Here is a 21,020-nt window from a genome sequence, read left to right on the forward strand (position 1 = left end):
TAACGGTTCAGACAATATGTCTCGGGCCCTTGGGGAAGACCCGCCACTACAAGACCCAATCTGGGGGCGGTTTTCGTCCAAGCCAAGCCGGTTTTCTCCAGCTTCTCGCGATCGGCTGCAACCCGCTTAAACCGGTCTTTCATGCGCGGAAACAAGCGCAGATTCCCGCCGATTTGACGCTCACCTTCGCAGAACTGCACAAAAGGACTGGTCATTTCGATCATTCCATGGCCTCAGGAAAGGCTCGGCGCATGGCCTCGACATCGATGACGAGACGCGCCTCGTAATCCTCGGGATCGAACGGATCATCATAGGGCAGCACTTCGCGCCCAAAGAGCCAGGCGAGCCGCCCGGCATCGAGATTGCCGCGCTCAAAGGGCTCATCGCCGAAATGCTCCCAAAGCGCCGCGGCAAAGGCCGCATCGGCGCGCTTGTCCGCCGGCCGCCGGTCGCGATACCGCTCCCGCGCCACCAGAGGCGTCGCCCCCTTGGGATTGGCCCGGCGCAGGGTGAACTGGAAATCAGACCCCGGCAGACGGCCGGGAAATCCGCGATGTTTGATCATGCTTGGGCCTCCGCATCGATCTGGGCGGCGCGCATGAAAAACGGGACAGGCCCAAAGGCCCGCCCCGCGAAACCCGAAATCGGGTCAGCGTGCTTAGTATTTGCCGCCGTATTTGGTCGTGGGCGCGGGCTCGACCGAAATCGGCTCCGGCTCGACGACAACGTATTCTTCTTCAGCTTGCTGGGCACAAGCTGCAACCATGGCCACGAGGCCGAGCGCGAGAAGGCTCTTGATACTGTTCGACATGTTTGTCTCCTGTTTCTTGTTCGAGGGTTAAACGAGGCAAACGCCCCCACCTGCCCCGAAAACACGGTAACGGCCACCCGAGGGCAACCACCGTGCAAAATAGGCGATATCCATGTCAAAAGATATGCGGAGAAACGCATCGAATTCCCCTGTGACTCAGAAGCCTCAACTCCCGCCAGGGCCGCAGAATCCGCCGCAAGATATTGTGTCCGCATCAGAATTCCTCCCAGATACAGACGCCGTTTTCGACGCGAAACGCCTCGAACACCTGCGCGACACCGGGCGTCGGCTCGCCGAACACGGTCTTGGCCCCGGCCAGGGAAATCACCACCTGATCGGGCTGCGGACCGACGCTGGGCAGCCGCGGCACAGCATAGCTGTCGCACAGATATTGCAGATCGCTCATCACCGCGTCGAACCCTCCTTCCGTCACTTCAAACCCGTCCTGCACAAAGCGGAACCTGTAGATGAGCCCCGGCCCCGGCCGGTCGCTCAGAGTTTCGTGCAAATGCGCCACCCCGCCCGAAGGCAGCGGCAGCAATTCGGGCAAGGCGGCCTGCCCCGACGCCCCGACCGTTCCACAGAACAGCCAGACCCCGGTCAGCGCCGCCGCCCGCCCCATCACAGCGGAATATTGTCGTGTTTCTTCCACGGCATGTCATGCGCCTTGTTGCGCAGGCTGGCAATCGCCCGGCTGACCCGCACCCGCGTGCTGCGCGGCATGATCACCTCGTCGATAAACCCGCGCTCGGCGGCCACGAAGGGATTGGCGAACCGATCCTCGTAATTCTTGGTATGGGCCGCGATCTTTTCCGGATCGCCCAGATCGGCGCGATGGATGATCTCCGTCGCCCCCTTGGCGCCCATCACCGCCACCTCGGCGGTGGGCCAGGCATAGTTGAAATCGCCGCGCAGATGTTTCGACGACATCACCACATAGGCCCCGCCATAGGCTTTGCGGGTGATCACCGTAACCTTCGGCACCGTCGCCTCGCCATAGGCAAAGAGCAGCTTGGCGCCATGTTTGATCACCCCGTTATACTCCTGGCTCGTCCCCGGCAGGAAGCCCGGCACATCCACCAGCGTCAGGATCGGAATGTCGAAACAGTCGCAGAACCGCACGAACCGCGCCGCCTTGCGAGCGCTGTCAATGTCGAGAACCCCGGCCAGAACCATCGGCTGGTTGGCCACCACACCGACCGTCCGCCCCTCGAGACGGATAAAGCCGGTGATCATGTTCTTGGCGAAATCCTCCTGGATCTCGTAGAAATCCCCCTCATCCGCCAGTTTGAGGATCAATTCCTTCATGTCATAGGGCGTGTTGGGATTGTCGGGCACCAGCGTGTCGAGGCTCGGCTCGACCCGGTCGGGCGCGTCAAAGAACGGCCGTTTCGGCGGTTTCTGCCGGTTGTTGAGCGGCAGGAAATCGACCAGACGCCGCACTTCGGCCAGCGCTTCGACATCGTTCTCAAACGCCGCATCCGCGACCGAGCTTTTCTTGGTATGGGTGCTCGCCCCGCCGAGCTCTTCGGCGCTCACCTGCTCGTTGGTCACGGTCTTGACCACATCCGGGCCGGTCACGAACATGTAAGAGCTGTCTTTCACCATGAAGATGAAATCGGTCATCGCCGGGCTATAGACCGCGCCGCCGGCACAGGGGCCCATGATCACGCTGATCTGCGGCACCACGCCCGAGGCCATGATGTTGCGCTGAAAGACTTCGCCATAGCCCGCGAGACTGTCGACGCCTTCCTGAATGCGCGCACCGCCCGAATCGTTGATCCCGATGATCGGCGCGCCATTCTGCACCGCCATATCCATGATCTTGCAGATCTTCTGCGCATGGGTGGCCGAGACCGACCCGCCCAGCACGGTAAAGTCCTGGCTGAACACATAGACCTGACGGCCATTGATCGTGCCCCAGCCGGTCACCACCCCGTCGCCATAGGGTTGGTTCTCTTCCATGCCGAAATCGGTGCAGCGATGGGTCATGAACATGTCGAACTCTTCGAAACTGCCCTCGTCGAGCAGCAGATCGATCCGCTCGCGCGCCGTCAGCTTGCCGCGCCCATGCTGCGCGTCGATGCGCTTTTGCCCACCGCCAAGCCGCGCCTGACCGCGGCGGTCTTCCAAGGTCTGAAGAATATCTTTCACAACTGGCCTCCCGGGATTTTTCCCATCTATAGGCGGCGCATCGCGCCCCGTGAAGCGCTATTCAGCAAATTTGCAAATACTTGCGAAACATGCGGTGCAATACTGCAAATCAGCAAATCCTCCGCCGCCGCCCCCCGCTCGCCCCGGCACAAAGCCCGGCACAAAATTGTACCAAACGGTTCATCCCCGATGGACTTTGCCAAAATCCTGACCTAACCGAAGAACATGCAAGAGACGCCGACGGTCCGTTTTGGCGACCGAACCACCGCACCCCATATCGTGACCCTCATCCTGCTGGCCGGGATTTCGGCGCTTGCGATGAACATCTTCCTGCCCTCCCTGCCCGGCATGACGGCGCATTTCGACACCGATTACCGGCTGATGCAGCTCTCGGTGGCGCTCTACCTCGCCGTCAACGCGATGCTGCAGATCCTGATGGGCCCGGTCTCCGACCGTTTCGGTCGCCGCCCGGTGATCCTCGGCGGGTTGATCATCTTCATGATCGCCACCGTCGGCTGTATCTTCGCCCCCAATGTCACCGTCTTTCTCGCCTGCCGCATGGCCCAGGCCGCCGTGGTCGCCGCCATGGCGCTGAGCCGCGCCGTGGTGCGCGACATGGTTCCCCAGGACCGCGCCGCCTCGATGATCGGCTATGTCACCATGGGCATGACCGTGGCCCCGATGATCGGCCCCGCCATCGGCGGCGTGCTCGACGAGAGCTTTGGCTGGCAGGCCAATTTCTGGGCGCTGCTGATCCTCGGCGGGCTGGTGACCTGGCTCACCTGGTCCGATCTCGGCGAAACCGCCCCCAAGAGCGAGTTGTCGATCTTCCGCCAATTCGGCGAATATCCCGAACTGCTCACCGCGCCGCGGTTTTGGGGCTATGCGCTGGCCTCGGGCCTGTCGTCGGGGGCCTTCTTCGCCTATCTCGGCGGTGCGCCCTATGTGGGCGATCACGTCTTCGGCCTGTCGCCCTCTGAAGTGGGTTTCTTCTTCGGCGCGCCCGCCGTCGGCTATTTCGTCGGCAATTTCCTCTCCGGCCGCTACTCGGTCCGCGCCGGCGTCAACAAGATGGTGCTCTGGGGCACGCTGATCAACGCCTCCGGCATTCTGGTCAATCTCGGCCTGTTCTGGGCCGGGCTCGCCAATGAGATCACCTTCTTCGCCCTGATGACCATGGTCGGGCTCGGCAATGGCATGACCATTCCCAACGCCACCGCCGGCGCGCTCTCGGTGCGCCCGCATCTGGCCGGCACCGCCTCGGGGCTTGCAGGCGCCTTGATGATCGGCCTCGGCGCCGGGCTCTCGGCGCTGGCCGGCGCGGTGCTCACCGAAGGCTCGGGCGCGACGCCGCTCCTGTGGGTGATGCTCGCCACCGCCCTGCCCGCCATCGCCGCCATCTCCTTCGTGATCCACCGCGAGAAACGACTGGTGGCCGAGGCCCGTCTCTAACCGCCCCTCCTCTCCCCCATACCTCGCCCCCTTGACGGGCCGAGTTTGCAAACACATGATGCGCCAACCGCAAATCTGCAAAGGCGCACCCATGGCCCCTCGCAAACTCTACGCCGGTGCCAAGCTGCGCGAGACCCGCAGCCGCCTCGGCCTGACCCAAAAAGACTTCGCCGCCCGGCTCGGCGTGAGCCTCCCGTACCTGAACCAAATGGAGAATAATAACCGTCCAGTGAGCACCACCGTGGTGCTGGCCCTGGCGCAGGAATTTGGCTTCGACGTCACCGAGCTTGGCTCGGGCGACGCCGAACGCATGGTCTCCGACATGCGCGAAGCGCTGGCCGATCCGGTCTTCTCCGACCCGCCGCCGCTCTCCGACCTGCGCCTCGCCGCAGGCAATGCCCCGGCCCTCGCCCGCGCCTTTCTCGAACTGCACGCCGCCTACCGCCAGACCCATGAACGGCTCGCCTCCCTCGACGAGGCGCTGGGCCGCGACGACGCCCAGACCCAGCAAAGCCCGTGGAACGAGGTCCGCGATTTCTTTCACTATTGCGACAATTACGTCGATGCGGTGGACCGCGCCGCCGAACGGTTTGGCACGCTCGACAAGCCCGGCCAGACGGTGACCGACAAGGCCCGCAGCGCCCTGCAGGACCGCGGCATCTCGGTCGTGCTCGCCGACACCGACCCGGTGCGCCAATTCGACCGCGAACGCGGGATACTCCAACTCTCCTCCCGCGCCGCCCCCGAAACCCGCAGCTTTCAGATGCTCCTGCAACTGGCGCTCCTGACCCAGGACAAGCTTTTCGAGGCGACGCTCGATCTCGCCCGGTTCCAATCCGACGAGGCCCGCGCCATCGCCAAGATCGGCCTCGCCAATTACTACGCAGGCGCCGCGCTCATGCCCTATGGCGCTTTCCTCGCCGCCGCCCGCGACCAGCGCCACGATCTCGAACGGCTCGCCAACCGCTTTGGCGCCTCCATCGAACAGGTGGCGCATAGGCTCTCAACCCTGCAACGCCCCGGCGCCAAGGGCATCCCCTTCTTCTTCGTCCGCGTCGATCAGGCCGGCACCATCACCAAACGCCACTCCGCCACCCATATGCAATTCGCCCGCTACGGCGGCGCCTGCCCGCTCTGGAACGTGCATCAGGCGTTTGAAACCCCGGGCCGCTTCCTGCGGCAACTGGCCGAAACCCCCGACGGCATCCGCTATATCAACCTCGCCCGCGACGTCTCGAAACAGGGCGGCTCCTTTGGCGCGCCGGTGCGCCGCTTTGCCATCGCGCTGGGCTGCGAGGTCAAACATGCCGAGGCGCTGGTCTATGCCGACGGGCTCGATCTCGACACCGCCCAGGCGTTCGAGCCGATCGGCATCTCCTGCCGCATCTGCGAACGCACCGATTGCCACCAACGCTCGATCCCGCCGCTGGAACGACGGCTCACCATCACCCCCGACGCCCGTGGCGTGCTGCCCTATGAGGTCGGCTGACGCCGCGCCCTCTGGCCCCCGTCGCGCAGGGGTATTTGCCAACCAGAAAGAGGCGCAAGTCACTCTTTTTGGTTAAAAATACCCAAATCCAACAGCGGCCACAGGCCTAGCGCTGCGCAGCGTCCCAGTCGGGATGCAGCCAAGGCTCGGCATTGTCGGGCGCCAGCGGCGCCCGGCCCAGCACATGATCCGCGACCTTCTCGCCCGTCATGATCGACGGCGCATTGAGATTGCCATTGGTGATGCGCGGGAAGATGCTGCTGTCGGCGACGCGCAGCCCTTCGACCCCGATCACCCGCGCCTCCGGGTCGACCACCGAGCGCGGATCCTCCGCCCGCCCCATCCGGCAGGTGCCGCAGGGGTGATAGGCGCTCTCCACATGCTCGCGGATGAAATCGTCCAGCGCCGCATCCGATTGCGCCGCTTCCCCGGGCTGGATCTCGTGGCGCACATAGGGTTGGAACGCCTCCTGCGCGAAAATCTCGCGGGTGAGCCGGATACAGCGCCGGAAATCCGCCCAGTCGCTGTCGTCGCTCATATAGTTGAAGAGGATCTTCGGGTCCGCCGCCGGGTCCTTGCTGCGCAGGCTCACCGCCCCGCGCGAGACGCTGCGCATCGGGCCGACATGGGCCTGAAACCCGTGCCCCTCGGCCGAGGCCTGCCCGTCATAGCGCACCGCGATGGGCAGGAAATGATACTGGATATCCGGATAGTCCACCCCCTCCCGCGACCGGATGAAGGCGGCGCTTTCGAACTGGTTCGACGCCCCCGGCCCGGTCCGGGTGAAGAGCCAGCGCGCCCCCACATAGGCCTTGCCCAAGAGGCTCCAGTATTTGTAGAGGCTCACCGGCTGGCTCGCCGCCATCTGGATATAGAGCTCGAGGTGATCCTGCAGGTTCTGCCCGACGCCCGGCCGGTCGGCCAGCACCTCGATCCCATGCTCTGCGAGATGCGCGCCGGGGCCGATCCCCGACAGCATCAGAAGCTTGGGCGAATTGATCGACGACGCCGCGAGGATCACCTCCGCCTCTGCCCGGATCACCTCGACCTTGCCGCCGCGCAAGACTTCGACGCCGCGCGCCCGCCCCTCTTCGATCACCACCCGCCGCGCCAGCGCCCGCACCAGCGTGCAATTCTCGCGCCTGAGCGCCGGTTTGAGATAGGCATTGGCCGCCGACCAGCGCCGCCCTTTCCAGACCGTCATGTCAAAGGGGCCGAACCCCTCTTGCTGATGCCCGTTATAGTCGCCGGTCACCGGATAGCCCGCCTGCCGCCCGGCCTCGACAAAGGCCCGGGTCAGCGGGTTGGCGCGTGTCCCCCGCGTGATATGGAGCGGGCCGTCCTTGCCGCGCCACGCCGGATCGCCGCCATGGCCGCCATCATGCCAATTCTCCAGCCGCTTGTAATAGGGCAGCACATCGGCATAGCCCCAGCCCGCCGCGCCCTCGTCGCGCCAATGGTCGAAATCCTTGGCATGTCCGCGCACATAGATCATGCCGTTGATGCTGCTCGACCCGCCGATCACCTTGCCGCGCGGACAGGCGAGACGCCGCCCGCCGAGATGCGGCTCGGGCTCGGTCTCATAGCCCCAGTCATAGCGTTTCATGTTCATCGGATAGCTGAGCGCCCCGGGCATCTGGATGAACGGCCCCGCATCGGTGCCGCCATGCTCGATGACGATGACCCGCTTGCCCGCCTCGGCCAGCCGATAGGCCATGGCACAGCCCGCGCTGCCCGCGCCGACGATCACATACTCTGCCTGCATGTCACTCACCCCGCGGGAACCGTTGATTTTCCTCGACCACGTTGAGGTCCATGTGATTGCGCATATAGCGCTCGCTGGCGTCGCGCAGCGGCTGGTAATCCCACGGGTAATAGCCGCCCTGCCTGAGCGCCTCATAGACCACCCACCGCCGCGCCTGGCTCTCGCGCACCTGCGCATCGAACGCCTCGAGATCCCAACGCGCCGCCGCCTCGACCCGGAACCTCTCGAGCACCTCGCGATGCTCCGACAGCTCGGCCAGATTGGTCAATTCATGCGGATCGGCCTCAAGATCGAACAATTGCTCAGGGTCGAGCGCGCAATTGGTGTATTTCCACCGCCCCGCCCGCAAGCACACCAGCGGCGAATTCGACGCCTCGGCCGCATATTCCATCGCCACCGGGCTGCGCCGCTCGGCACCCTGGCCCAGCGGCACGAGGCTCTCGCCCGCGACCCAGGGCATCACCTCGGACATATCGACCCCGGCCAGATCGCAGAGCGTCGGACAGACGTCGATATTGCTCACCGGCGCCTCGATCAGACCCGGCGCCATCTCGGGCGACGACACCATCAAGGGCACCCGCGACGAGCCCTCGTAGAAGCACATCTTGAACCACAGCCCCCGCTCGCCGAGCATATCGCCATGATCCGACACAAAGAGGATCACCGCCTCCTGCCGCGTCGCCTCGAGCGCCTCCATCACCTCGCCGATCTTGTCGTCGAGATAGGAAATATTGGCGAAATACGCCCGGCGCGACCGGCGGATATCTTCTTCCGTGATGTCGAAATTACGCCAGTCATTGGCGTCGAAAATCCGCTGCGCATGGGGGTCGTGATCGGCATAGTCCATCGCCGGCACCTCGGGCAGAAGATGGGCGCAATCCTCGTAGAGATCCCAGTATTTCTTGCGCGCCACATAGGGGTCATGCGGATGGGTGAAACTCACCGTGAGACACCAGGGCCGCGCATCATGGCCCCGCGCCAGATCATAGACCTTGGCCCGCGCGTGATAGGCGACCTCATCGTCATATTCCATCTGGTTGGAAATCTCGGCCACCCCTGCCCCGGTGACGCTGCCCATATTGTGATACCACCAATCGATGCGCTCGCCCGGCTTGCGATAATCCGGCGTCCAGCCGAAATCGGCTGGATAAATATCGGTGGTCAGCCGCTCTTCGAACCCGTGCATCTGATCGGGGCCAACGAAATGCATCTTGCCCGAAAGACAGGTCTGATAGCCCGCCCGCCGCAGATGATGCGCATAGGTCGGAATATCGGCGGCGAACTCGGCCGCATTGTCATAGACCCGGCTGCGCGACGGCAGCAGCCCGGACATAAAACTCGCCCGCCCCGGCGCACAGAGCGGGCTCGCCGTATAGGCGTTTTTGAACCGGGTCGACCGCGCCGCCAGCTTCTTGAGATTGGGCGCATGCAGCCACTCGGCAGGCCCATCGGGGAACAGCGTCCCATTGAGCTGATCCACCATGAAAATCAGGATATTGGGGGCAGTCATTCTGCGCTCTCCTTGCTCAGGGCGCTGTCCAGATAGGACAGCATGACATCAATCGCCGCATCCCCGGCGAGCGGATCGCGGCGCAGCGCCTGCCGCAGGTAGAGCCCGTCGATCATCGCCGCGAGCCCCCGCGTCACAAGCCGCGCCTCGGCGGCGGGCATCATCTGACGCAGCGCATGGTTGAGGTTCGACCGCAGCCGCCGCTGATAGATATGCAAGAGCCGTGACGCCTCGTCGGATTTGAGCGCCTGCACATAGAAATTGAGCCAGGCCGCCACCGTCTCATTGCGAAACTGGGTGCGGGCGAAACTGGCGCGGATGATCGCCTCGACCCGTTCGCGCGGCGTTTTGGCCATCGACAGCGCGCCGCGCACCTCGGCCCCGTAAAGCCCGAGGATATGGCGCATGGCGGCGGTAAAGATCTGCTCCTTGCCGCCGAAATAATGATGCGCCAGCGCGCTCGACATGCCCGCCCGCTTGGCGATCTGGCTCACCGTCACATCGAGCGTGCCGCGCAGGCCGACCTCGTGGATCGTCGCCTCGACCAAGGCCGAGCGCCGGATCGGCTCCATTCCAAGCTTGGGCATAGCGGGGCTCCGATAGAAAAAACTTGTCTCAATCGGATATTGGCGTTTAATTGACTCGTCAATCAATAAAAAACCGACCGACTCCCGCCAGAGTACGATTTGTAAAAATTGAAGCGCGGGCAAGAAATTAGGTTGCGTGCCCGGCGACGCTCGCCGTATCTTTTGCGCATGGGACCATAACACCATCACCCCGGCCGCACGGGGAAACTGTCGCAGATCCGGGCGTTCCCCTTAAACGGAACGCTCTGCTGCCGGTCCTCCCCTCCCGGTCGGAAATAACGAATGAAGACAACGACTCAGGGAGAATAGTTCATGTCGATCATCAAAGGCGGCCTTCTGGACCGCCGCGGTTTCCTCAAAACAACCGCCGCCACCACCTTCGCGGCCAGCCTGCCCATGACCGCCTATGCGGCCCCGAAACGCGGTGGCCACCTGCGCGTCGGCAAGGCCCATGGCCAGACCACCGACACGCTGAACCCCGGCACATGGGAAAACGGCTTTACCATCGGCATGGCCTTCGCCATCCATGGCTTCCTCACCGAAGTGGCCCCCGATGGCTCGGTCGCGGGCAACCTCGCCGAAAGCTGGGAAGCCTCTGACGACGCCGCCGAATGGCGCTTCAAGATCCGCAAGGGCGTGACCTTCCACGATGGCGCCGAACTGACCCCCGAAGACGTGGTCGCCTCGATCAACTTCCACCGCGGCGAGAACTCGACCTCGGCCGCCGGCCCCATCGTGGCGCCTATTCAGGACATGACCATCGAAGGCGATACCGTTGTCTTCAAGCTCGAAGGCGGCAATGCCGACTTCCCCTTCATCCTGACCGACTATCACCTCGCCATCTGCAAGGCCAAGGATGACAGCATCGACTGGCAATCCGGCAATGGCTGCGGCGCCTATGTGCTCAAGTCCAAGGATTTCGGCGTCTCGATCCGTCTCGAGAAGAACCCGAACCACTGGCGCGAAGATGTCGGCTTCTTCGACAGCATCGAAATGCTCGCCCTCGTCGACCAGAACGCCCGCACCACGGCGCTGGTCTCGGGCGATGTCGATGTCATCGACCGTCTCGACCTCAAGACCGTGGGGCTTCTGGGCCGCAAACCCGGCATTCAGATCAAATCGGTCGCCGGCACCCAGCATTACACCATCCCGATGGACACGCGGATGGACCCCTACAGCAACAACCACGTGCGTCAGGCGCTCAAATACGCCGTCAACCGGCAGGAAATGGTCGACAAGATCCTCTTCGGCTATGGCTCGCTCGGCAATGACCACCCGATCGGCTCGGGTCAGCGCTTCTACCATTCCGAACTGGAACAGAAGGCCTATGACCCCGACAAGGCGGCCTGGCACCTGAAAGAGGCCGGCATGGACAAGGTTGCGATCAACCTCTCCTCCTCCGACGCGGCCTTTGCCGGCGCGGTCGACGCCGCCGTTCTCTTCCAAGCCTCCTCCAAGGGCACCGGCATCAATATGGAAGTCGTGCGCGAGCCCAATGACGGCTACTGGTCCGACGTCTGGATGAAGAAACCGATGGTCTTCTCCTACTGGGGCGGCCGACCCGTCGAAGACCAGATGTTCGCCACCGCCTATAAATGCGGCGCGAGCTGGAACGAAAGCTACTGGTGCAACGACCGCTTTGACGAGCTGATGGTCAAGGCCCGCGCCGAGCTCGACGATGCCAAGCGCAAAGAGATGTATTGGGAAATGCAGGAGATCTGCGCCAACGAAGGCGGCACGGTCATCCCGATGTTCGCCAATTACGTCTTTGGCGTCAGCGACAAGGTGATGATCCCCGAGCAGATGAGCTCGAACTGGGATCTCGACGGCGAACGCTGGGCCGAACGCTGGTCCATGGCCTGATCGCCGCGCGCGACCTGATCGAAACACACGCCTGCCGGGGAAACTCGGCAGGCGTTTTTCATTGGAATGGGCCGCTCAGTCAGCAGCCAATTTCATAGGACTGAACCACCGGCGACCCTTGGCCGAGATTGTCTGACGAAGGCGAGCCGCCCACGGTGGTCACCCACAGGCTGTAGCTGTCATCTTTGCTATATCCAAAAGCGCAATAGCCGACCCCAGTTCCGGAACAGCTATCCAACTCCGGAAACGCCGCGCGCTCGTCCTGATAGCTGTCGCTGCCGCTTTGATCCGAAGCCTCTGACGGCTCCCAGCCTTCGCTCATCAACACACGCCGCGCCACGTCAAAGGGCAACCGGTGTAGCGTTGGCAGGCTCGTTGCCCCGTCGCAGAAACTGTCACGCTCGGCCACCGGCTTCACGATCATCAGCGCCTCGCTTTCGATGACCAGATCGGCCATTGGCCAAGACCCATACTTGCCTCCCCAGAGGCGCAGCCGCTCCCCTTCAAGCTCTTCAATGTAGGTCAAACTGCTGGCCGCTGAATCTGCGGTATAAATGACCCCAAGAGGCTGCTCCCCCCGGAACACGCCGACATTGCCGTGACTGTAGATACACATCCCGCTCGTGCCCGGCTCAACCTCTCCTGCAAAACTGACAAAACTCAGATCACCGCGCGAAATCTCATTGGTGACACTCCACCCCCGCGCCGCAACAAGATTGCCCGCAACAGTCACCCTGTTCTCTGCAGCCAGAAAGCAATGCTCGGGTCTCGCGCCCTGATCCCGCCATTTGTTCTCGGGCAGCGTCTCTAGCGTGACAGCGGTCAAATTTGCCACCTGCGACACCAAAGCAACCGGCTCGGCCTTTGCTGGGCTGCCCCCACCGAGCGTCATCCCCGCGACGCTTGCCATTAGAATAAAAACGCCTTTTCTCATAATAGAAATCCTTTCCAAATTAGTCGCTCATCGAAATCAGGTCATCACGGGGCGAAGCCTCTGCGTTCCCTGCCCTAACCAGAAATTCGGGCAGGATTTTGTCGATATTTTTGAAGCGCTCCCCGCAGACAAATTCATTGCCCAAGCGATCAGCGCCTGCCACCCTGCCCGTGTAGCCAATGACGAAAGGACACCACAGATGAGCTTGGGCTTTCACCGTGACGACACTGGCAAGCGACGGATCAGCAACCGACAGATCGACTTTCTCGGCTGGCTCCTCTTCATCGCCTCGGCGCTCTGTTTCGTGGTGGCAAGCATCGGCCATTTCTGGGCGATGGGCGGCAGCCTCTTCTTCCTCATCGCCTGTCTGGTCTTCATCATCCCGTTCTTCCGCCGCGACGGCGACGGCTAGGCGCGCCACAGCCGTGTTACCGTCGTAATACCGACGTCCTACCGAAGATCCGCAATTTTCCGGGTAAACCGCTGATTACCCCAGCGTTTTCATCACTTTACGGCGGAAACTGCAGGTGTCACCGCCTGCCGCTTCAACACCGCCTCGCGCCAGCTGATGAAACTGATCGCCGCGACGATCACCACGCCGCCGAGGATCACGAACCCATCCGCCGGCTCGCCAAAGAACACCGCCCCCATGAGCACCGCCCACACCAGCTGCAGGAAGGTCACCGGCTGCGTCACCGCCAACGGCGCCGCCCGAAACGCCAGCGTCATGGTGAAATGCCCCGCCGTCGCCAGACAGGCCACCCCAAAGGAAATAAGCACTTCCATCGGCGTCGGCGTCACCCATTGCATCAGGGCAATCGGCGCCAGCCCGATGGTCACCGTGATCGACAGCATCGCCACCACCACGCCCGCGCTATGCGCCGCGCTGATCTTCTTCGCCAGAAGATAAGACCCGCCAAAGAAAAACGCCGTGCCCAGCATCGCCAGATGCCCCGGCCCCAGCTCGCGAAACCCGGGCCGCAGGATGATCAGCGCCCCAATCAGCGCCGCAACCACCGCCAGAACCCGCCTAAGCGCCAGTTTTTCCCCAAGAAAAATCGCCGCGCCAATGGTCACATAGATGGGCGAGAGATAGTTGATCGCCGTCACCTCGGCGAGCGGAATGCGCGCCATGCCGAAAAACCACAGGCAGACCCCGACCGTATGCACCGCGCCCCGCGCCGCAAACAGCCCGACCACCGGCTTCGTCCAGCTCATCCGCCGCAGCGTGCCGATCATCGGGATCAGGAAGACGAGCCCCAGCACATAGCGCAGAAACGCCGCCTCGGGCGCCGGGATACGGGTGCCGAGAAGCTTGACCAGCGCGGTGACGCCGACAAACTGCATCCCCGTCACCACCATCCAGAAAATGCCCCAACCGGGGCCGCTGCGCGCCAATAGACTCATGGCGGCATTAAGCAATCCTCGCCCCGGAATGTCGAGCCGGAAAAGCCCGCAAACCTATATATAAATACTTATAGAACAATAACTTCCCGCAATAGTGTTAGCTCGGCAGCGGGATGAACTCCGCATCGTCTCCGGGCGGCAGCTGAAACCGCCCATGGGCCCAATCGCCCGCCGCCCAGGCGACCTTGGCCGCCTCGATCCGGTCGCGGCTCGAGGCCACGAAATTCCACCAGATATAGCGCGGCCCGTTGAGCGTCTCACCGCCGAGCAGCATGATCCGCGCGCCGCCATCGCCCGCCTTGATGGTGATCGCATCACCGGGCCGAAACACCATCATCCGCCCGGCCTCAAATTCATCTCCGGCAATGATCACCGACCCGTCGAGCACATAGATCCCGCGATCCTCGTGATCCTCGGGCAAGGGCAGCATCGCCCCCGCCTCCATCTGCGCATCGGCATAGAACATATCCGTGAACGTGCCCACCGGCGCCTGCGCCCCCCAGCCGCGCCCCATGATGAGCCGCAGCCGCTTGCCCTCGCCCTCCAGCAGCGGTAGCGCCGCCTTGCCGTGATGCTCGAACCGCGCCGCACTGTCCTCCTCCGCCTCCGGCAGCGCCACCCAGGTCTGGATCCCCGCCAGCCGCGACCGCCCCTGCCGCGTCGCCTCGCTGGTGCGTTCGGAATGGGTGACGCCATTTCCCGCCACCATCCAGTTGACCGCGCCGGGATGGATCATCTGATCGGTCCCGAGACTGTCGCGATGCTGAAACTCGCCCTCGAATAGATAGGTCACAGTGCCGAGCCCGATATGCGGATGCGGCCGAATATCGATCCCCTGCCCGGTCAGGAACTCGACCGGTCCCATCTGGTCGAAAAAGATGAACGGCCCGACCATCTGCCGCTTGGGCGCGGGCAAGGCGCGGCGCACTTCGAACGCGCCGAGATCGCGGGCACGGGGCACGATCAAGGTCTCTATCGCATCGAGGCTTCCCGCCTCCGGGCAATGCGGCTCCAGGCTCGGGTTCCAGCTCATCGCGTCCTCCTATGCGGCCCATGATCTGCCCCGATCATAGCGCCTCTCGCCCAACCGATCCATCGCCCAGGACCCGGCAAATACGCACAGCCGCTCTGCAGCCGTGATACCGACGCAATACCGACGTGGCATTTCCGCCTCATTTGGCCGCCTTTGGCCACTGGACAAAGCCCCGGCTTTCGCGGCAAATCCTCCCCATGACCCTCGACAGCCGATACCCCGCCATCGCCGATCTCAAGGCCCGCGCCCGCCGCCGCCTGCCCCGGTTCGTCTGGGAATATCTCGACGCGGGCACCGGCACCGAGGCCACCTGCCGCCGCAATGAAGAGGTCTTCGCAGGCCTCCGTCTGATGCCCTCGCTCCTGCATGGCGAACAGACGCCCGACCTCACCACGCGCCTTCTGGGACAGGCCTATCAGATGCCCGTGGGCATCGCGCCGGTGGGCATGTCCGGGCTGATCTGGCCCGATGCCGAAGGCCACCTCGCCCGCGCCGCCACAGCCGCCGGCCTGCCCTATACGCTCTCCACCGTGGCGAGCCAGACGCCCGAGGCCGTGGCCCCGCATCTCGCCGGCAACGGCTGGTTTCAGCTCTACCCGCCGCGCGATCCCGAGATCCGCCAGGACATGCTCCGCCGCGCCCGCGCCGCGGGCTTCACCACCCTCGTCCTCACCGTCGATGTCCCCGTCGCCTCCCGCCGCGAACGCCAGCTCCGCTCCGGTCTCACCCAGCCGCCGCGCCTCTCGCCGCGCCTTCTGGCACAGGTCGCGATCCGCCCCGCCTGGGCGCTCGGCATGGCCCGTCACGGCATGCCCCGGATGGCGCTCATCGACGATTATTCACGCCCCGAAAAGGGCCTCTCCTCCACTGCCCACGCGGGCTATCTGCTGCGCACCTCGCCGGATTGGGACTATCTCAGCTGGCTCCGGGACGCCTGGCAGGGGCCGCTGGTGGTCAAGGGCGTGCTTGATCCCGATACCGTGCCGCGCCTCATGGCCGCCGGGGTCGATGCGCTGTGGCTGTCGAACCATGGCGGGCGTCAGTTCGATGCCGCCCCCGCCCCGCTCGAAGTGCTGCCCGCGATCCGCGCCGCCACCGATCTGCCACTCATCGTCGACAGCGGCATCAGCGGCGGTCTCGACATCCTGCGCGCCCTGGCGCTCGGCGCGGATTTCACCATGCTGGGCCGCGCCTGGCATTTCGCATTGGCGGCATTGGGCGCCCAAGGCCCGGCCCATCTGGCACGGATTCTGCGCCTCGATCTCGAATCCAACATGGGGCAACTGGGGCTCATCCGCCCCTCCGAAGCCCCTGATCGGCAAATGAAAATCACCTGAACGCAGGCCATCCCCAGCCCACCCGTTCGGGTAGGCCGCTCGGCCAAGCCCTTGACGCTGCGTCACTTTTCGGAAAATTCCCCTTGCAGGCCAATTCCCCCCTCCGGGCAGCGAATGTCGCGACTGGGTGAGAAAGATTCGGTCGGGATTGCGTAAACCTTTCACAATTCCTACAAAGTGCCCGTCAGCCGCGCTGCAGCGCGGCAAGATGACCCCAGGACCGTTCGCGCGACGCGAACAGCCCAGACAAACGAAAGGGACCCGCCCGTGAGTGATTTCAAGAAAATCCTTGTTGCCAACCGTGGTGAGATTGCCATCCGGATCATGCGAGCCGCCAATGAAATGGGCAAACGCACCGTGGCCGTCTTCGCCGAAGAGGACAAGCTCGGCTTGCACCGCTTCAAGGCGGACGAGGCCTATCGCATCGGGGCCGGTCTCGGGCCAGTGGCCGCCTATCTGAGCATCGATGAAATCATCCGCGTCGCCAAGGAATCGGGCGCCGACGCGATCCACCCGGGCTATGGTCTGCTCTCCGAGAACCCCGATTTCGTCGACGCCTGCGAGGCCAACGGCATCACCTTCATCGGCCCCAAGGCCGAAACCATGCGCGCCCTTGGCGACAAGGCCAGCGCCCGCCGCGTGGCCATCGAGGCCGGCGTGCCGGTCATCCCCGCCACCGAGGTGCTCGGCGACGATATGGAGGCCATCGCCCGCGAGGCCGAAGAGGTCGGCTATCCCTTGATGCTCAAGGCCTCCTGGGGCGGCGGCGGACGCGGCATGCGCCCGATCAACGGCCCCGATGAGCTGGTGGAAAAGGTGCTCGAAGGCCGCCGCGAGGCCGAAGCCGCCTTTGGCAATGGCGAGGGCTATCTCGAAAAGATGATCCTGCGCGCCCGCCATGTCGAGGTCCAGATCCTCGGCGACAAACATGGCAACATGTACCACCTCTTTGAACGCGACTGCTCGGTCCAGCGCCGCAACCAGAAGGTCGTCGAACGCGCCCCCGCCCCCTATCTGAGCGAGGCCCAGCGCGCCGAGATCTGCGAGCTTGGCTACAAGATCTGCAAACATGTGAATTACGAATGCGCCGGCACCGTCGAATTCCTGATGGATATGGACAGCGGCGAATTCTACTTCATCGAGGTCAACCCGCGCGTTCAGGTCGAACATACCGTGACCGAAGAGGTCACCGGCATCGACATCGTGCAGGCCCAGATCAAGATCGCCGAAGGCAAGACCCTGGCCGAGGCCACCCGCAAGGAGAGCCAGGACGACATCCGTCTCAACGGCCACGCGCTGCAGACCCGGATCACCACCGAGGACCCGCAGAACAACTTCATCCCCGATTACGGCCGCATCACCGCCTATCGCTCGGCCACCGGCATGGGCATCCGTCTCGACGGCGGCACCGCCTATGCGGGCGGCGTGATCACCCGCTATTACGACAGTCTGCTGGTCAAGATCACCGCGCATGCCCAGACCCCCGAGGCGGCGATTGCCCGGATGGATCGGGCGCTGCGCGAATTCCGTATTCGCGGCGTGAGCACCAACATCGCCTTCGTGGAAAACCTGCTGAAACACCCGACCTTCCTCAGCAATGAATACACCACGAAATTCATCGACACGACGCCGGACCTGTTCAAATTCTCCAAGCGTCGCGACCGCGGCACCAAGGTGCTGACCTATATCGCCGACATCACCGTCAACGGCCATCCCGAGACCGAAGGCCGCCCGGTGCCCGCCGAGGCCAAGCTGCCCAAGCCGCCGGCACTGCAAGGCGCGCCCAAGGACGGCACCAAGACCCTGCTCGACGCCAAGGGCGCCAAGGCGGTGGCCGACTGGATGCTGGCGCAGGAGCGGCTCCTGCTCACCGACACCACCATGCGCGACGGGCATCAGTCGCTCTTGGCGACGCGGATGCGCTCGATCGACATGATCAAGGCCGCCCCCGCCTATGCCGCCAACCTGCCCGAGCTCTTCTCGGTCGAATGCTGGGGCGGTGCGACCTTTGACGTGGCCTATCGCTTCTTGCAGGAATGCCCCTGGCAGCGCCTGCGCGAGCTGCGCGCCGCCATGCCGAACCTGCTGACCCAGATGCTGCTGCGCGCCTCCAACGGCGTCGGCTACACCAACTATCCCGACAATGTGGTGCAGGAATTCGTCCGTCAGGCCGCCAAGACCGGCGTCGATGTATTCCGCGTCTTCGACAGTCTCAACTGGGTCGAAAACATGCGCGTCGCGATGGATGCGGTGATCGACAGCGGCAAGATCTGCGAAGGCACGATCTGCTACACCGGCGATATCCTCGACCCGAACCGCGCCAAATATGACCTCAAATATTACGTCTCGATGGCCAAGGAGATGCAGTCGGCCGGCGCGCATATCCTTGGGCTCAAGGACATGGCGGGCCTCCTGAAACCCGAAGCGGCGCGGGTGCTCGTCAAGGCGCTGAAAGAGGAAATCGACATTCCCGTCCATTTCCACACCCACGACACCAGCGGCATCGCGGGCGCCACGATCCTCGCCGCCTCCGACGCGGGCGTCGACGCGGTCGATGCGGCGATGGACGCCTTCTCGGGCGGCACGTCCCAGCCCTGTCTCGGCTCGATCGTCGAAGCCCTGGCCCATACCAAGCGCGACACCGGGATGTCCCGCGAACGTATCCGCGAAATGTCGGATTACTGGGAACATGTCCGCGCCCAATATGTGGCCTTTGAAAGCGGTCTGCAGGCCCCCGCCTCCGAGGTCTATCTCCACGAGATGCCCGGCGGTCAGTTCACCAACCTCAAGGCGCAGGCCCGCTCGCTCGGTCTCGAAGAGAAATGGCCCGAGATCGCCCGCACCTATGCCGATGTGAATCAGATGTTCGGCGACATCGTCAAGGTGACCCCCTCCTCCAAGGTGGTCGGCGACATGGCCCTCCTGATGGTGAGCCAGGGCCTCACCCGTCACGACGTGGAAAACCCCGACACCGATCTCGCCTTCCCGGATTCGGTGGTCGACATGATGCGCGGCAACCTCGGCCAGCCCCCCGGCGGCTTCCCCGAAAGCATCGTGCAAAAGGTGCTCAAGGGCGAAGCCCCCAACACCGACCGCCCCGGCGCGCATCTGCCGCCCGTCGATCTCGACGCCAAGCGTCAGGAACTGCGCGAGCTGCTCGAGGGCAAGGAGATCGACGACGAGGATCTCAACGGCTACCTCATGTATCCCAAGGTCTTCCTCGACTACATGGGCCGCCACCGGACCTATGGCCCGGTCCGCACCCTGCCGACCAAGACCTTCTTCTACGGCATGGAGCCCGGCGAAGAGATCAGCGTCGAAATCGACCCCGGCAAGACGCTCGAAATCCTGCTGCAGGCGGTGGGCGAAACCCAGGAAGACGGCGAAGTGCGCGTCTTCTTCGAACTGAACGGCCAGCCGCGCGTCATCCGCGTGCCGAACCGTCTGGTCAAGGCCCAGACCGCCGCCCGCCCCAAGGCCGAGCTCGGCAACCCCGACCACATCGGCGCGCCGATGCCCGGCGTGGTGTCCTCGGTCGCGGTCAGCGTCGGCCAGAAGGTCAAGCAGGACGATCTCCTGCTCACCATCGAGGCGATGAAGATGGAAACCGGCATCTATGCCGAACGCGACGCGGTGGTCAAAGCCGTGCATGTTCAGCCCGGCGGTCAGATCGACGCCAAGGACCTCATGGTCGAGCTGGAATGAGACCTTCTCCGGGGCGCCACAGCCCCGGAGTATTTCTTGGCAGAGCTTGATTTCTGCGGGGATGCGTCAATCTTGTGATTGGCGCATCCTTTTTTCTTGTCGGGACATGACATGCTCGAACTACTGAACGATCCGGCCGTCTGGGCCTCTTTCTTTACCCTCACCATTCTCGAGATCGTGCTCGGCGTGGACAACGTGATCTTTATCTCCATCGCCGCCGCCAAGCTCCCCGAAGCGCAGCGCGCCCGCGCCCGCACTCTGGGCCTCGCCGGGGCGCTGGTGCTGCGCGTGGCGCTCCTGTTCTCCATCGCCTGGATCGTCGGCCTGTCGAAACCCATCGCCGATCTCTGGGGCTGGGAAATGTCCTGGCGTGACCTGATCCTGATCGCCGGCGGTCTCTTCCTGATCTACAAGGCCGCCACCGAGATCTTCGACGAGGTCGAGGGCGACCACCTCCACACTGCCGAAGAACGCGTGGTCAAGGCGGTCTTTCTCAACGTCATCGTCCAGATCATGATCCTTGATCTCGTCTTCTCCATCGACAGCGTGATCACCGCCGTCGGCATCGCCGATCATATCGAGGTGATGATCGCCGCCGTGGTCGTGGCCATCGCGGTGATGATGATCGCCGCCGTGCCGATCTCGGATTTCGTCGCCAAACACCCGAGCACCAAGATGCTCGCCCTCGCCTTTCTCGTCATGGTGGGCATGGCGCTGGTGGCCGACGGCTTCCATTATCACGTCGAACGCGGCTTCATCTATGCCGCCATGGTGTTCGGCGGCGCGGTCGAAGGGCTCAACCTTTTGCGCCAACGCAAGCGCCGTCGTGATGCCGACGGGATACCGACGTAATACCGCATCGCGAAATTGCCGGTTGGGCGGGCGTCTGAGAGGTGAAAGCCTCGCGAAAAAAAATGGCCCGCCCCCGCGCTTTTCCCTTGCAGCCCACGCCGAGAATTTATACATCACGGCT

Annotated in this window: 17 protein-coding genes; 7 read left to right on the forward strand and 10 right to left on the reverse strand. The window is 63.7% G+C overall.

Translation table 11 applies throughout. The annotated features are described in order from the left end of the window. Positions 1–220: 220 nt before the first annotated feature. The 4 genes from ISM_RS16670 to ISM_RS16680 form a co-directional block, all read right to left on the reverse strand. Positions 221–565 (reverse strand): hypothetical protein, encoded by a 345-nt coding sequence (locus ISM_RS16670; RefSeq protein WP_009815375.1) that lies wholly within the window; start codon positions 563–565, stop codon positions 221–223. Positions 566–658: 93 nt separating this feature from the next. Further along, positions 659–811 carry a hypothetical protein gene (locus ISM_RS18445; protein ID WP_009815376.1) on the reverse strand — a complete coding sequence of 51 codons (153 nt, stop codon included), beginning with the start codon at positions 809–811 and terminating at the stop codon, positions 659–661. A gap of 214 nt (positions 812–1,025) precedes the next feature. After that, positions 1,026–1,463 (reverse strand): DUF6497 family protein, encoded by a 438-nt coding sequence (locus ISM_RS16675; protein WP_254655693.1) that lies wholly within the window; start codon positions 1,461–1,463, stop codon positions 1,026–1,028. After that, positions 1,433–2,965, reverse strand: a complete 1,533-nt coding sequence (locus ISM_RS16680) for an acyl-CoA carboxylase subunit beta (RefSeq protein ID WP_009815378.1) — start codon at positions 2,963–2,965, stop codon at positions 1,433–1,435. Before ISM_RS16680 ends, ISM_RS16675 begins: the two co-directional genes overlap by 31 nt. 225 nt (positions 2,966–3,190) lie before the next feature. Between ISM_RS16680 and ISM_RS16685 the strand changes: the two genes are divergently transcribed. Both ISM_RS16685 and ISM_RS16690 read left to right on the forward strand, forming a co-directional pair. After that, positions 3,191–4,417 carry a multidrug effflux MFS transporter gene (locus ISM_RS16685; protein ID WP_009815379.1) on the forward strand — a complete coding sequence of 409 codons (1,227 nt, stop codon included), beginning with the start codon at positions 3,191–3,193 and terminating at the stop codon, positions 4,415–4,417. A gap of 91 nt (positions 4,418–4,508) precedes the next feature. After that, positions 4,509–5,906, forward strand: coding sequence for a helix-turn-helix domain-containing protein (locus tag ISM_RS16690; protein ID WP_040618180.1), 1,398 nt, complete (start codon positions 4,509–4,511; stop codon positions 5,904–5,906). Positions 5,907–6,012: 106 nt separating this feature from the next. Here the strand turns inward: ISM_RS16690 and betA are convergent, their stop codons facing one another. The 3 genes from betA to betI are packed head-to-tail and all read right to left on the reverse strand — an operon-like array spanning position 6,013 to position 9,768. After that, the gene (betA, locus tag ISM_RS16695; RefSeq protein ID WP_009815381.1) at positions 6,013–7,671 is read right to left on the reverse strand and encodes a choline dehydrogenase; all 1,659 of its coding nucleotides are present in this window, start codon (positions 7,669–7,671) and stop codon (positions 6,013–6,015) included. Between the two features lies 1 nt (position 7,672). After that, positions 7,673–9,181, reverse strand: a complete 1,509-nt coding sequence (gene betC / locus ISM_RS16700) for a choline-sulfatase (RefSeq protein ID WP_009815382.1) — start codon at positions 9,179–9,181, stop codon at positions 7,673–7,675. Then, positions 9,178–9,768: a transcriptional regulator BetI gene (gene betI / locus ISM_RS16705; protein WP_156783428.1), complete on the reverse strand. Its 591-nt coding sequence runs from the start codon at positions 9,766–9,768 to the stop codon at positions 9,178–9,180. The genes betC and betI overlap by 4 nt, the downstream gene beginning before the upstream one ends. A gap of 312 nt (positions 9,769–10,080) precedes the next feature. Here betI and ISM_RS16710 point away from each other — a divergent pair, with 312 nt between their 5' ends. Continuing rightward, a complete protein-coding gene (locus ISM_RS16710; protein ID WP_009815384.1) occupies positions 10,081–11,631 on the forward strand; it encodes an ABC transporter substrate-binding protein in 1,551 nt (516 codons plus the stop codon). A gap of 79 nt (positions 11,632–11,710) precedes the next feature. Here the strand turns inward: ISM_RS16710 and ISM_RS16715 are convergent, their stop codons facing one another. Beyond that, positions 11,711–12,565: a hypothetical protein gene (locus ISM_RS16715; protein WP_009815385.1), complete on the reverse strand. Its 855-nt coding sequence runs from the start codon at positions 12,563–12,565 to the stop codon at positions 11,711–11,713. 199 nt (positions 12,566–12,764) lie between these two features. On the opposite strand from ISM_RS16715, the gene ISM_RS16720 reads away from it, so the two are divergent. Further along, positions 12,765–12,977 carry a hypothetical protein gene (locus ISM_RS16720; protein WP_009815387.1) on the forward strand — a complete coding sequence of 71 codons (213 nt, stop codon included), beginning with the start codon at positions 12,765–12,767 and terminating at the stop codon, positions 12,975–12,977. 92 nt (positions 12,978–13,069) lie between these two features. Here ISM_RS16720 and ISM_RS16725 read toward each other — a convergent pair whose 3' ends face one another. Further along, positions 13,070–13,972 (reverse strand): DMT family transporter, encoded by a 903-nt coding sequence (locus ISM_RS16725; RefSeq protein ID WP_040618182.1) that lies wholly within the window; start codon positions 13,970–13,972, stop codon positions 13,070–13,072. Between the two features lie 97 nt (positions 13,973–14,069). Then, positions 14,070–15,005, reverse strand: coding sequence for a pirin family protein (locus ISM_RS16730; RefSeq protein ID WP_009815389.1), 936 nt, complete (start codon positions 15,003–15,005; stop codon positions 14,070–14,072). A 197-nt stretch (positions 15,006–15,202) separates the two neighbouring features. Between ISM_RS16730 and ISM_RS16735 the strand changes: the two genes are divergently transcribed. From ISM_RS16735 to ISM_RS16745, 3 genes are all read left to right on the forward strand, one after another. Further along, the gene (locus ISM_RS16735) at positions 15,203–16,342 is read left to right on the forward strand and encodes an alpha-hydroxy acid oxidase (RefSeq protein WP_009815390.1); all 1,140 of its coding nucleotides are present in this window, start codon (positions 15,203–15,205) and stop codon (positions 16,340–16,342) included. Between the two features lie 267 nt (positions 16,343–16,609). Next, positions 16,610–20,047 carry a pyruvate carboxylase gene (locus ISM_RS16740; protein ID WP_009815391.1) on the forward strand — a complete coding sequence of 1,146 codons (3,438 nt, stop codon included), beginning with the start codon at positions 16,610–16,612 and terminating at the stop codon, positions 20,045–20,047. 111 nt (positions 20,048–20,158) lie between these two features. Beyond that, complete coding sequence (locus ISM_RS16745) at positions 20,159–20,899, forward strand: TerC family protein (RefSeq protein WP_009815392.1); 741 nt, start codon at positions 20,159–20,161, stop codon at positions 20,897–20,899. Positions 20,900–21,020 lie beyond the last annotated feature (121 nt).

Origin of the sequence: Roseovarius nubinhibens ISM (assembly GCF_000152625.1) — a bacterium.
Lineage (GTDB): Bacteria > Pseudomonadota > Alphaproteobacteria > Rhodobacterales > Rhodobacteraceae > Roseovarius > Roseovarius nubinhibens.

Excerpts from the sequence above, each read along its gene's own strand:
- ISM_RS16670 (WP_009815375.1), bottom strand. The coding sequence starts at position 565 with ATGATCAAACATCGCGGATTTCCCGGCCGTCTGCCGGGGTCTGATTTC.
- ISM_RS18445 (WP_009815376.1), bottom strand. The coding sequence starts at position 811 with ATGTCGAACAGTATCAAGAGCCTTCTCGCGCTCGGCCTCGTGGCCATG.
- ISM_RS16685 (WP_009815379.1), top strand. The coding sequence starts at position 3,191 with ATGCAAGAGACGCCGACGGTCCGTTTTGGCGACCGAACCACCGCACCC.
- ISM_RS16690 (WP_040618180.1), top strand. The coding sequence starts at position 4,509 with ATGGCCCCTCGCAAACTCTACGCCGGTGCCAAGCTGCGCGAGACCCGC.
- betA (WP_009815381.1), bottom strand. The coding sequence starts at position 7,671 with ATGCAGGCAGAGTATGTGATCGTCGGCGCGGGCAGCGCGGGCTGTGCC.
- betC (WP_009815382.1), bottom strand. The coding sequence starts at position 9,181 with ATGACTGCCCCCAATATCCTGATTTTCATGGTGGATCAGCTCAATGGG.
- betI (WP_156783428.1), bottom strand. The coding sequence starts at position 9,768 with ATGCCCAAGCTTGGAATGGAGCCGATCCGGCGCTCGGCCTTGGTCGAG.
- ISM_RS16710 (WP_009815384.1), top strand. The coding sequence starts at position 10,081 with ATGTCGATCATCAAAGGCGGCCTTCTGGACCGCCGCGGTTTCCTCAAA.
- ISM_RS16715 (WP_009815385.1), bottom strand. The coding sequence starts at position 12,565 with ATGAGAAAAGGCGTTTTTATTCTAATGGCAAGCGTCGCGGGGATGACG.
- ISM_RS16720 (WP_009815387.1), top strand. The coding sequence starts at position 12,765 with ATGAGCTTGGGCTTTCACCGTGACGACACTGGCAAGCGACGGATCAGC.
- ISM_RS16725 (WP_040618182.1), bottom strand. The coding sequence starts at position 13,972 with ATGAGTCTATTGGCGCGCAGCGGCCCCGGTTGGGGCATTTTCTGGATG.
- ISM_RS16730 (WP_009815389.1), bottom strand. The coding sequence starts at position 15,005 with ATGAGCTGGAACCCGAGCCTGGAGCCGCATTGCCCGGAGGCGGGAAGC.
- ISM_RS16735 (WP_009815390.1), top strand. The coding sequence starts at position 15,203 with ATGACCCTCGACAGCCGATACCCCGCCATCGCCGATCTCAAGGCCCGC.
- ISM_RS16745 (WP_009815392.1), top strand. The coding sequence starts at position 20,159 with ATGCTCGAACTACTGAACGATCCGGCCGTCTGGGCCTCTTTCTTTACC.